Origin of the sequence: Sphingomonas sp., assembly GCF_036388215.1 — a bacterium.
Classification (GTDB): domain Bacteria; phylum Pseudomonadota; class Alphaproteobacteria; order Sphingomonadales; family Sphingomonadaceae; genus Sphingomonas.
Genome location: NZ_DASVSH010000016.1, coordinates 26807 through 39109 on the forward strand (window position 1 = coordinate 26807; position 12303 = coordinate 39109).

The following is a 12303-nucleotide window of genomic DNA, read 5'->3' on the forward strand; positions in this document are numbered from 1 at the left end:
TGCGGGGCACTCGAAGGCGGACCGCACCTCGAAAACGATCAACACAATGCTGAGGATGCTCTCAGCGCGCTGCGAATAGCGTCGAGCAAATCTTCGACCCTAAACGGTTTGCGCAGCACCGATCGGATCGATCCGGAACAGGCTAGATCGCCTGTTTCGGCGTACCCGGTGGCAAGGATGATCGGCAGACCCGGTAGCAGAGCAAAGGCGCGCGCGCAGACCTCATCCCCGTTGATGCCGTCCATCGCGAAATCGACGATCAGCAGATCGGGCCGCTCGTGTGTGAGTAATTCCAGCCCCTCCTCTCCGCTCGAGGCCTCCTTTACGGCGTATCCGAGCATCTCGAGGCTATTCACGATGAAACGACGAACGCCCTCATCGTCGTCGATGACGAGAACGCGCCCTTCCTCTTTACAATTCCCCGCATCGTCGGCTCCCCCGTTAGGCAACGCGGCTGGGGCCGCAGTCGTCGGCAACCAGATGCTGACGCTCGCTCCTCTGCCTTCGATGCTATGCGCGGTCGCGGTTCCCCTTGATTGTTTCGCGATGCCGATGACTTGGCTGAGACCCAGGCCAGTACCCTTCCCGACTGGCTTGGTTGTAAAGAACGGATCGAAGACGCGGCTGAGTATCTTTGGCGGAATGCCCGGCCCGGTATCCGTGACAGTGACAACGCCGTACGAACCTGCGGGAAGCTCCGGAGGCGGATCGTCCGACACGGTGGTCGCGATCCCCAACAAACCGCCCTCGGTCATTGCGTCTCGCGCATTGATCGACAAATTCAGGATCGCGAGTTCCAACTGGTTGGCATCCGCCATCACCCAGACCTCGCCCGCCGACAAAGTCTGTTCCTTTTTAACTTGGGGCCCCAAGGTGTGGTCGAGCAGGTCCTGCATGCCCGTGACGAGCGCATTGATGGCGACCGGTTCTAGTGTCAGCTGCTGCGTGCGGGAGAAAGCAAGTAACTGACTCGTCAGCTTGGCTGCACGGGCCGCTGCCTTGCTCGCATTTTCGGCATATGTCAGGACGGGTTGCTCGCTAGCCCGTCGCTGTATCAACTCCAGGTTTCCGGAGATCACCGTCAGCAGGTTATTGAAATCGTGAGCGATTCCGCCGGTGAGCTGCCCAATCGCCTCTACCTTCTGGGACTGTACGAGTGCGGCTTGTGCACGCTCACGCTCCCCCACCTCTTCCATCAGCCGATTGTTTGCCCGGGAAAGTTCCGTGGTCCGCTCGGCAATTCGAGCCTCCAGAGAAGCATTCAGATGCGTAAGCCGTTCCTCTGCGGCCTGTAGCGCCAGGAGCTGCCCTCGTGCCTCATATTGCCGGCGCCGTACCCGCAGCGCAGAGGAAACCGCGCTCGCAAGCGTCTCGCTGTGGATGGGGCGCTCGAGGATAACGACATTGCCAAGCGCCTCAAGTACGCGGACCGCGCTCCCGGGCCGCCGTCCCGCGCGCTTGGTCGCCAGCAGGATGAACGGGAAGTCCGACCATGGCTCCTGCACCGCGAGCCACGCTTCAAGCGACTTGAGATCGTCACCGCCGAGAGATTCTTCCGTCATCAGCGCGCAGCCGGCGCCTTTCGCAAGCTCCAGCGCCAGTCCGTCCGCGCTGCTGCACGTGTAGCTCTCCTTGCCCTGCTGCTGAAGGAGCCCCGCAATAATCTGAGCGTCGCGCCCTCGAAGCGCGAGCAGCAAGACGCGATTATCCATGGAATCAATTCGCCGCTGCGGTCTCGGATGCCAGCAGGGGCGTAATGCCCCGGTAAGTGGGCAGGCCGCTCAGCACGCCCTCGAAGTCCTTCAGGGGTTCTCCGATTTTGATTCCTCCACTACTCAGTCTGAACTCGCGAATTGTTGCTTCATGCGACGTCGTCCGGCTTTTTGCGACAGAGACAGCCTTCAACATCTCCCCGTGCGCCTCGAAATATCGGAATAAGACGATCGTATCGGACAGATAGCTTAGATCCACATCCGATCGAACTTCGCCGATTATGCCATGTTGCCCCAAGATTAGTATGGTGATCACGCCTTGCTGATTAAGATAGCTCAGCATCTCATGCATCTGCAGGACCAGATGCTTTTCCCCCGGCATTGCCTGAAGGAAGGCATTCAAGCTGTCGATCACGATAAACTTGACCTGATCGTTCTGGACCGCGGAACGCACCCAGCTTGAAAACTCGCCCGGCGACAGTTCCGCCGGATCGATCTGGACCACCCGGAGATCGCCGCGCTCTATATAGGGGTCCAAATTGGTTCCCATTGCGCGCGCTCGGGCCAGCATGGTTGCCTTGCCTTCATCGAACAGGAAGTACGCCGCCTTTTCGCCGCGTTCCAAAGCGGTGAGTGCGCAGCGTGCTGCAGTCGTCGTCTTGCCTACTCCGGAGGGGCCATTGAACAGCGCATTGGTTCCCGCTGAGAGCCCGCCGCCCAGCATCTGGTCCAGCGGAGCAAGCCCCGTCGATAGCTGCCGCTCCGGGAACGGGCTGTGGTGCTCCGCGGCCACTAGCCGCGGAAAGACCGATACGCCGCCGGTTTCGATCGTGAAGTCGTGGAAGCCACCCCGGTATTTCACTCCTCGCATCTTCACGATCCGAAGGCGGCGGCGTTCCGTTCCATAATCCTGCGCCGCCTGCTCAAGCGTGATCACGCCATGGGCAATGCTGTGCAGCTGCAGATCGCCCGGATCGGAACTGCGATCGTCGAGGAGCAGAACCGTGCAATTGCGGGTGGAAAAATACTGCTTCAGAGCGAGAATCTGGCGCCTGTAGCGAAGGGAATTCTGCGCCAGCAGCCGCATTTCGGACAGACTATCGAAGACGACGCGCTTCGGCTTCACGCGATCAACGCATGCCTTGACGCCATTGATGGTCTCGCCGAGCTCCACTTCGGAAGGCTCCAGGATCGATTGCTCGGCATCTGGATCGAGGCCATCTTCGTTGACCAGCTCGAAAAGCTCCACTCCTTCGAGATCCCACCCGTGGCTGCGCGCCACCTCCCGCAGCTCCGTGGCCGTTTCAGAGAGGGTAATGTATAGGCCGCCCTCGCCCGCGCGGGCGCCCTCCAGCAGGAATTGCAGTGCGATGGTCGTCTTGCCGCTGCCGGGGGTCCCTTCCAGCAGATAGGATCGATTGCTCGTCAGGCCGCCGCCAAGGACATTGTCAAGTTCGGGAATGCCGATCGACACCATCTCGGCTCGAGGTTTCATCGCGCTCGTTCTATCCATGCCCCAATCCGTAATTAGCCTAGGATAAACTAAGCGACCTGCCGGGGGTTCCTCGCACCTCCTGCGGCCTGGCTGCCGTTTGGAGCGAACTTCGCCCGCTAGCGCACCGCCGCTGAAAGCACTTCAACGAGCTTCTCACGCAACCTGTCGTCGCTGCTCTTATGCAGACTCTCGATGCCCATCGTATTCACCATGGCGGTGCCCAGCATAACCGCCAGAACCAACCCGGCCCGCAACTCGGCGGCCTCGCCGGAGAGCATTTGCTCGAGAGGCGCGAGCACGTCTTCATGCAAGGTATCGCGAACAATCTGCGATGCCTGGGCCGAGCCTGCGGAGTGCATCACGATCAGGAGCCATCCGACTTTCTCGGCTGACACTTCGCACCGCGGCTCAGTTAGCAGTTCCGCCAAATATTCCGGCAGGGTCTCCGCCGTAGCGCCCGACAGGAACTCGCCATCGTCTGGGCTTCGCAATACTTCACGAAAGAGGGCTTCCTTGCTGCCGAAATATCGGCAGACCAGAGCCGGGTCGACCCCGACCTCGCCGGCTATTTCCCGCAAGCCGACATTTTCATAGCTCTCGCGCGCGAATTGGCGGCGCGCCGCCTCAAGCATCGCCTGACGCGTGCTCGCTGCATTGCGCGTGCGGGGTGCGGGGCAGGCGAAGGCGGGCATCGGCTAAGCCTATGCTCTTGCCGGCTAAAGTCAACGAATGATGACATTTATGTCCACGGTCGTTGACAACCCATTGTTACGGCTCTAGCCAATTGCCCGTCGAGGCCGCCCCAGAAGCGACACGGTTCGAGGATGATTGGCCGGCAGCACTCCAAGCGCGGACATTTTCTGATGACACCACGGATGCTTACAGTTGCGGCGGCTGCGCTCGCATTGGTTCTTAGCGGTTGCGGCGAGGCCAAGGAAGGACCCGGCGCGCCGCCCGCGCCCGCAGTAACGGTGGCGGCCCCACTGGTTCAGGATATCGTCGATTGGGATGAATATGTCGGCCGCTTCGAGGCCGTGCAGAATGTCGAAGTTCGTCCGCGCGCGACCGGCTTCCTCTCTTCGGTGCACTTCCAGGACGGCCAGTTCGTGAAGCGCGGGCAGTTGTTGTTCAATGTCGATCCGCGCCCGGCACTCGCCGCGCTCGCTCAGGCCCGTGCCCAGGCGGCGCAGGCGCAGGCGGGGCTCGCCAACGCCCGCACGGAGCTCGCCCGCTCGCAGACGCTCGCGGCGCAGCGCGCGGCCAGCCAGGAGGAACTCGAATCGCGCCAGTCTGCCATGCGCTCGGCGCAGGCGCAGGTCGCGGCAGCCGGCGCCGTCGTTCGCGCACGCCAGCTCGATCTGGCATTCACGCGCGTCACCGCGCCGATCAGCGGCCGCATCTCGGAGCGGCGCGTCGATCCAGGCAATGCCGTGACCGCCGACCAGACCGTGCTCACCACGATCGTCTCGACCAATCCGCTCCACTTCGTCTTCCAGGGGTCCGAAGCCCTGCTGCTCAAATATCAGCGGCAGGACAGCGGCACGCGGATCGGCACGCCCGTGCGCGTCAAGCTTGCAGACGAGATGGATTACAGCCGATCGGGCACACTCGATTTCGTCGACAATGCAATCGACACCGGCGCCGGCACGATCCGCGCCCGCGCGATCATCCCCAATCCCGGTGGCTTCCTGAAACCCGGCATGTTCGGCAATTTGCGGCTCGAGGCTTCGCGGCCTTATCCGGCGCTGCTGGTGCCCGACACTGCGGTGACCGCCGATGCTGCGCGCCAGGTCGTCTATGTCGTAGACAAGGCCGGGGCAGTCGTGGTCCGCCCGGTTCAGACCGGCCCTCTGCTCGGCAATCTGCGAGTGATCCGCAGCGGGATCTCGCGCGATGACAGGGTGGTCATCGACGGAACCCAGCGCGCGCGGCCCGGCCAGAAGGTGCAGGCGAAGCTTGGCAAGATCCAGGTGCAGCCACCGGCCGCCAGCCAACCGCCGGGAAGCTCGGCACCGCCTGCATCCTCCGCTCAACCGGCCGGCCGCTGAGGCCGCACCTATGAACATTTCCAGCTTCTTCATCGAGCGCCCGATCTTCGCGGGCGTGATCGCGGTGTTCATCACGCTGATCGGCGCCTTCGCCTATCCGCTGCTGCCGCTGTCGCAATATCCCGAGATCGCTCCGCCGACGATCGCGATCACTGCGGCGTATCCCGGCGCCGCGGCAGAGACAGTCGCCGAGACGGTCGCCGCGCCGATCGAGCAGGAGATCAACGGCGTCGAAGGCATGCTCTATATGAGCTCGTCGTCGAGCCAGGGCGCCGCGCAGGTCACCGTCACCTTCAAGCCCGGCACCGATCTCGATGCCGCGCAGGTGCTGGTGCAGAACCGCGTGGCGCTCGCCGAGCCGCGCCTGCCCGAGCAGGTCCGCCAGATTGGCGTGACCGTGAACAAGCAGGAGTCGGGCTTCCTGATGATCGTGGCGCTGACTTCGCCAGACAAAAGCCTCGACGTGGATTATATCGGCAATTACGCCAACACCCAGGTCCGCGACCGGCTGCTGCGCCTTGAGGGGGTGGGGGGCGTGCAGGTGTTCGGCGGCGGAAATTATTCGATGCGCGTCTGGATCGATCCGGACAAGGCCGCAGCCCGCAATCTCACGGCGGGCGAGATCATCACGGCATTGCGCGCGCAGAACGTCCAGGTCGCTGGCGGGGCGCTCGGCCAATCGCCTTCGGGCACCGCCAATCCGTCGTTCGAGATGCCGGTCGACGTGCAGGGGCGGCTCACTACGGTCGAGCAATTCTCCAATATCACGCTCAAGACCGACCAGGCTGGCGGCGCGATCACCAGGCTACGCGACGTGGCGCGAGTCGAGTTGGGCAGCCAGGATTATTCGATCCGCGGCTCGTTCGGCGGCAATCGCGGCATCGCGCTCGCGATCATCCAGCAGCCTGGCGCGAACTCGCTTTCGGCGGCCGATCTCGTCCTCAAGGAAATGGACACGATCGCGAAGACCCTGCCCCCGGGCATGAAATATTCGGTGCCGTACAACCCCACCGAATATGTTGCCTCCTCGGTCGAGGCGGTGCAGCACACGCTGCTCGAAGCGATCGTGCTGGTCGTGATCGTCGTGTTGATCTTCTTGCAGACCTGGCGCGCCGCGGTGATCCCGATCATCGCGATCCCGATTGCGCTGGTCGGTACCTTCGCGGTGCAGCTGGCGCTCGGCTATTCGATCAACTCGCTGTCGCTATTTGCGCTGGTGCTGGCGGTGGGCATTGTCGTCGATGACGCGATCGTGGTGGTCGAGTCGGTCGAACGACATATCCGCGAGGGGCTGACTCCTCGCGAAGCGTCGCACAAGACGATGAAAGAAGTCTCGGGTGCGCTGATCGCGATCGGGCTGGTGCTGGTCTCGGTGTTCGTGCCGACCGCGCTGGTGCCTGGCATTCCCGGCATCTTCTATCGCCAGTTCGCCGTAACGATCGCGGCCGCGGCGGCGATCTCGCTCGTCGTGTCGCTGACGCTCTCGCCGGCAATGGCCGCGTTGCTCCTCAAGCCGCACAAGGAAGCTGATGCCGACAGCGGCCCGCGCTGGGCACGCCCCATCAAGCGGGGCGCCGAGAAGTTCAACCGGGGCTTTGAATGGCTGTCGGATCGCTACGGCCGGTTCACAGGTCGCGTCGTCCGGATGGGCGCGATCATGATGGTAATCTATGCCGGTCTGCTGGTGCTCACCGGCTGGCGGCTCACTGCGACTCCGACGGGATTCATCCCCGAACAGGATCAGGGCTTCCTGATCGGCGTGGTCCAGCTGCCGCCGGGCGCTTCGCTCGACCGCACCGAAGAAATCGTCAACAAGGCGTATGGCATTGCCAGCAAGACGGACGGCGTCATCGATGGCGCGTCTTTCGCCGGCCTCGACGGCGCCAGCTTCAGCCAGGCGTCGAACGCCGGCGTGTTCTTCATCAAGCTTAGCGACTGGGCCGAGCGTGGCGCCGAGAATTCGGCGGCCGCACTGGCGGGCACGCTGACAGGCGCGCTCGCCGGGCAGATCGAAGGCGCCAACATCTTCATCATCTCGCCGCCCGCGGTGCAGGGCCTGGGCAACGGCTCGGGCTTCGTGATGATGCTGCAGGATCGCTCGGCCAACGCCGGCTATCGCGGCCTCGAAGGGGTCGCCGGTGCGATGATGGGCGGCGCGATGAGCCAGCCCGACGTCACTCAGGTCTTCTCGCTGTTCAACACGGGCACCCCGCGCATCCGCGCCGATGTCGATCGCGACAAGGCGCAATTGCTCGGCGTCCAGCCGCAACAGGTGTTCGACGCGATCGGCACCTATATCGGATCGAGCTATGTCAACGACTTCAACCTGCTCGGCCGCACCTTCCGCGTGACCGCCCAGGCCGAGCCCTTCGCTCGCGACGACATCGCAGATGTCGGCCGGCTCCAGGTGCGCTCGTCGAGCGGCCAGATGGTGCCCCTGTCCTCGGTCGCGACGCTGGTTCGCGACACCGGGCCGTCCCGCGTGGTGCGCTACAATCTGTTGCCTGCAGTCGAGTTGCAGGGTGCCGCGGCGCCGGGGGTCTCGTCTGGCAAGGCGCTCGAGACGATGGAGACCCTTGCCGCGCAGGCGCTGCCCCAAGGCTATTCATACGAATGGACCGGGCTTGCCTATCAGCAGAAGGAAGCGGGCGGCAGCGCGGCGCTGATCTTCGTGCTGGCGGTGGTGTTCGTCTTCCTGGTGCTCGCGGCGCAATATGAAGCGCTGACTCTGCCGCTGGCGGTGATCCTGATCGTGCCGATGTGCATCCTCGCGGCGCTGCTCGGCGTGAACCTCAGGGGGATGGACAACAACATTCTCACCCAAGTCGGCCTGGTCGTGCTGATCGCATTGGCCGCAAAGAATGCCATCCTGATCGTCGAGTTCGCCAAGCAGGGCGAGGAAGAAGGCATGAACCGCTTCGACGCGGCCATCCACGCCGCACGGACTCGCTTGCGCCCAATCCTGATGACCAGCTTCGCCTTCATCTTCGGCGTCATCCCGCTCGCGATCGCATCCGGGCCGGGTCAGGAGATGCGCCAGTCGCTAGGCACCGCGGTCAGCTTCGGCATGCTGGGGGTGACCGTGTTCGGGTTGATCTTCACGCCGATCTTCTTCGTGCTGATGCGCGGGCTGAGCTTATGGCGGAAGCACAAGAAGACGCCGGAAGTGCCGGCGGGAGAAGCCGCATGAAGCGCTTGGTGACTGTTTTGCTCGCGGGCGCTTCGCTCAGCGCCTGTGTGGTCGGGCCAGACCATGTTTCGCCGATTGCCAAGGCGCCGGCCCAGGCGGTGTTCGTCGGAAGCAATGCGCCCGCCTTCGTGCCTGCCGAGCCGCCCGCGAAATGGTGGAAGCTATTCGATGCGCCGGTACTCGACGGGCTTGTCGCGGAAGCGCTTCGCAACAACACCGATCTGCGCGTGGCCGAAGCCAATCTGCGCGAGGCGCGTGCGCGGCTGCGCGAGACCGGCACTGCGCGGCTGCCCTCCACCGACGTGAATGCCAGCGCGAGCTATGGCCAGCCCGCAGGCTCCACGCTCGGCATCAACGGTGCCGGCCCGCGCCGCGAGAATTACGATGTGGGGCTGGACGTAGGCTATCAGATCGACCTGTTCGGCCGCATCACTCGTGCGATCGAGGCCGGTCGCGCCGATGTCGAGGCCGTGCAGGCGGCGTACGACCTTGCCCGCGTCACCGTCGCGGCGGAGACCACCCGCGCCTATGTCGATGCGTGCGCCAACGGCCAGCAGCTCGCCGTCGCGCGTGAGACCTTGCGCGTGCAGGAACAGACCTTCGATTTGACCCGACGCCTGTTCGAAGGCGGGCGGGGCACGGCGCTGGACACTAGCCGCGCCGGCGCGCTTCTCGAACAGACGCGAGCGGACATCCCCACGCTCAAGGCCGAGCGCCAGGCGGCACTGTACCGCCTCGCGGTGCTCACTGGGCGCCCGCCCGCCGAATTCCCCACAGAGGTGGCGTCCTGCGAGGTCTCGCCCACGCTCAACAGCGCGGTGCCAGTCGGGGACGGCGCGGGCCTGCTTGCTCGCCGTCCCGACATTCGCGCCGCCGAGCGCCGCTTGGCTGCCGCCACAGCGCGCATCGGGGTCGCGACCGCCGATCTCTATCCGAGCGTCAGCCTGGGTGGCTCGATCGGTTCCACCGCCAATTCGCCCGGCGGCCTATTCAAGAGCGAGGGCTTCCGCTTCGGCTTCGGCCCGCTGATCTCCTGGACCTTCCCGAACATCGGCGCGGCGCGCGCGCGGATCAGGCAAGCCGAAGCACAGGCCGATGCCGCCCTCGCCACTTTCGACGGCACCTGGCTCCGCGCGCTGCAGGAGGCCGAGAGCGCGGTCGGGCGCTATGCAGGCGAGGCCGATCGCATGGCCTCATTGCTGCGCGCACGCGACCAGAGCATGGAAGCGGCGCGGATCGCCCGGCTGCGCTATCAGGCGGGCGCGGAAAACTTCCAAATCGTGCTCGACGCCGAGCGTTCGCTGGCGGCATCCGAAGCGCTGCTCGCCCAGTCTCGCGAGCGCTATTCGGATCTGACGGTGACCCTGTTCCTCTCGCTCGGCGGCGGGTGGGAGGCCACTGACTCCGTCCGCCGATAAGCAGATCACTGTATCAAACCACGGTGAGGCGGCACCCTCTGTTCGCACTCTCGGGTAGACGAGTGGATCAGTCGTTTGCCCGTTTCTCAACGGCTCTGGCTGTGTGCCAAGTGGCCAGAGCTTGGGTGAAGATCACGATTGACGGACATTACCAGCCATCCGCAGATAACCGTAAGGAATACCCCGCGAGAAGTGCCAGCCACCCCTTCAGGTTAGCAGGGACGGCGGTAATCCGACCGGGCGTTCGCGAGTAGATGAACCAATGCCCAACTGGGTCGTTCCGGTCGCTCGCCTCCCAACTTCTAGACGCACTGGCGGGACCGTGGCAGTCTCGTTGCCTGAGGCAGCCGTCCGAAATGTCCGACGGCCAACTGATTGAGGAATGGGAATCGCTCGCAGTGATTTGCGGCGAAGAGCCCAGCGAGGATGCGAAGCCATAGCCGTCGAGATGGCAGCGCGCGATCTGAGCTTCTAGCGCATGTGCAACCGCAAGCATCAAACCGAGAAGGCCGTGCAACTGTGGTTCGACCGGCACGGCGTTGCGATCATGCCTTTGCCTACACTGTGGTAAGTTCGCCTCTCCGATTGCCCGTTTCGATTTACGGACAATCTCATTCGGCAGGATGCGAGCCTTACCAGCCGCTGCCCGGTGCGAAGGTGATCTCCACGCGCCGGTTCTGGGGCTCGGCCTTGCCGTCCGGGGTATCTACCATGGGACGCGTTTCGCCGAACGCCTGGGTCGTGATCGAGCCCGCAGGTATACCCTGAGCTGTCAGATAGTTGCGAACGCTCACCGCCATGCGCTGGGACAGGCCCACATTATACGAGTCCTTGCCCTTCCGGTCGGTGTGGCCGGCAATCACCACTTGGACTTGGCCGCATGTCCGATAGGTGTTCGCGACCTTGTCGAGGATCGCCCTCGCCTTTGCGTTCAGCTTGTCGCTGTTGGCACCGAAGAATGCCGTAAACCCCCCCGCCACGCATGGCGTGGCTGCCGTCTGCGCCGCAGCCGGTTGCGTGAATGCGAGCGCGCCGGCGGCAATCGCTGCGAGCCCGAGTACCTTCTTCATCTGCATTCCCTCTGTTCAAGCACGTTTACGGTGATCGGACGCCGTGCCCGAGTCAACCGCCATGCTACTGCTACCCTTGGTTGAGATTGCGGGAATGACGCTTTGGCTTGGCTGGGCGAACCGGTGCCATCATTACTACTGGCTCGATGAAAGTATTGGCATCGCCAATTGGCGATAAGATCGCCTTGGCTTCGGATCACGCCGAGTGCCTTCGCCAGCTTCGAGCCCCAGAGCGGCACCGTTGCCAACATTCGATTGGGAAGGCGAGCGGAGCAAAAATGCCACTGGGTTGCGCGTTGCTCGCCATGCCGCCTGGCACGTCGCTAACACATGCGAAGAATAGACTGCGGGCCCAGGACGAAGAAAACTCTCGTAGGATCGGTTCCAGCCTGGTGCACGATCAATCCGCCCCCGATCGCCATCACAGCGATCGCCCGCTGCTCAATCGCCACGGAAAAATCACGAATGCAACGCGATAGCTCCGAAGTGCCGGCGACCAGCCCCGCCTCGCGCTCAGCAACCCAGGCGGGTGCCATCGTCGCCTGAAGCAGGAGGTCGCAAACTGCCTGGCAATGATTGCTCTCGGCCATTTGTCGGGTGAGTTCAGCAAGCACCGGGCAGTCGCCGCCCATCGGGTTGCGCCATGTGCGATCAAGCCGGGCCGCAACGATGCGGGCAAGCAAATCGGCATTGGCAACGCCGATGCCTTCGAGCGCATCACGACCAGATGCCGCCATGTGGCTGTACGGTCCGTCGCGAAGCACGCGCAGGTGATAGATCCCATTGCGGTGTTGAAGGTGTGGAGCGCGGCGTCCGCTCATGGCGGCGTGCTCGGTCATGGCCCCACCATACTTGGCCGACCCAGCCGATTTTATGCCCTCGGCGGCAGGGGTATGTACCAGCATTATGTACCGCAGCAGCGGTTGGCAGAAAAGCCCACCTGTAAGTATTTGTTTTAAAACAAATACTTCTGCAAATGGTGGACAGGGCTTCCATTGAAACCAAGGCCAGAAACGGCGGTTCTGCGGTTTTCGTGGGGGTCGCCGTTGACGATACCCCCTACCCTACCCCCAAATTATTTTTCGCCCCCTTTTCGGGAAGCGCATCGAGCCAGTCCAATACCTCCGATTCGAGCCAGCAAACAACCCCGCCGCCCAGGTCGCGTGACTTCGGAAACGTGCCCGCCTCCATGCGATCATAGATGGTCGATCGGCCCAGCGGGACCAGCTCCATTACTTCCTTGAGCCGGATACGGCGGTTCGATCGAGGAGCGGCCGGCGCGGGGATTTCGGTCGTCTGGTCGGTCACAGGGGCACCTCGTTACCTAGCACGTCGAAGTAGGCGACCGGGCCGAGCTGATCCGGCTCGCA

9 protein-coding genes are annotated in these 12303 nt (G+C 63.5%); 3 read left to right on the forward strand and 6 right to left on the reverse strand.

Annotation, left to right across the window (positions count from 1 at the left end):
- Positions 1 to 38: 38 nt before the first annotated feature.
- The 3 genes from VF617_RS06865 to VF617_RS06875 form a co-directional block, all read right to left on the reverse strand.
- Positions 39 to 1712 carry a response regulator gene (locus tag VF617_RS06865; RefSeq protein ID WP_331014130.1) on the reverse strand — a complete coding sequence of 558 codons (1674 nt, stop codon included), beginning with the start codon at positions 1710 to 1712 and terminating at the stop codon, positions 39 to 41.
- A 4-nt stretch (positions 1713 to 1716) separates the two neighbouring features.
- Complete coding sequence (locus VF617_RS06870; protein WP_331014131.1) at positions 1717 to 3225, reverse strand: ATPase domain-containing protein; 1509 nt, start codon at positions 3223 to 3225, stop codon at positions 1717 to 1719.
- 98 nt (positions 3226 to 3323) lie between these two features.
- Positions 3324 to 3899, reverse strand: coding sequence for a TetR/AcrR family transcriptional regulator (locus tag VF617_RS06875; RefSeq protein WP_331014132.1), 576 nt, complete (start codon positions 3897 to 3899; stop codon positions 3324 to 3326).
- 183 nt (positions 3900 to 4082) lie between these two features.
- Here VF617_RS06875 and VF617_RS06880 point away from each other — a divergent pair, with 183 nt between their 5' ends.
- Genes VF617_RS06880 through VF617_RS06890 form a run of 3 tightly spaced genes read left to right on the forward strand, consistent with a single transcriptional unit; the run spans position 4083 to position 9863 of the window.
- A complete protein-coding gene (locus tag VF617_RS06880; RefSeq protein ID WP_331014133.1) occupies positions 4083 to 5255 on the forward strand; it encodes an efflux RND transporter periplasmic adaptor subunit in 1173 nt (390 codons plus the stop codon).
- Positions 5256 to 5265: 10 nt separating this feature from the next.
- Positions 5266 to 8445, forward strand: a complete 3180-nt coding sequence (locus VF617_RS06885) for a multidrug efflux RND transporter permease subunit (protein ID WP_331014134.1) — start codon at positions 5266 to 5268, stop codon at positions 8443 to 8445.
- A complete protein-coding gene (locus tag VF617_RS06890) occupies positions 8442 to 9863 on the forward strand; it encodes a TolC family protein (protein WP_331014135.1) in 1422 nt (473 codons plus the stop codon). Before VF617_RS06885 ends, VF617_RS06890 begins: the two co-directional genes overlap by 4 nt.
- A gap of 632 nt (positions 9864 to 10495) precedes the next feature.
- Here the strand turns inward: VF617_RS06890 and VF617_RS06895 are convergent.
- The 3 genes from VF617_RS06895 to VF617_RS06905 form a co-directional block, all read right to left on the reverse strand.
- Positions 10496 to 10933 carry an OmpA family protein gene (locus tag VF617_RS06895; RefSeq protein WP_414713977.1) on the reverse strand — a complete coding sequence of 146 codons (438 nt, stop codon included), beginning with the start codon at positions 10931 to 10933 and terminating at the stop codon, positions 10496 to 10498.
- A gap of 323 nt (positions 10934 to 11256) precedes the next feature.
- On the reverse strand, positions 11257 to 11772 hold the full coding sequence (locus VF617_RS06900) for a hypothetical protein (RefSeq protein ID WP_331014137.1): 516 nt from the start codon (positions 11770 to 11772) through the stop codon (positions 11257 to 11259).
- 220 nt (positions 11773 to 11992) lie between these two features.
- Positions 11993 to 12241, reverse strand: coding sequence for an AlpA family transcriptional regulator (locus VF617_RS06905; RefSeq protein WP_331014138.1), 249 nt, complete (start codon positions 12239 to 12241; stop codon positions 11993 to 11995).
- Positions 12242 to 12303: the final 62 nt, after the last annotated feature.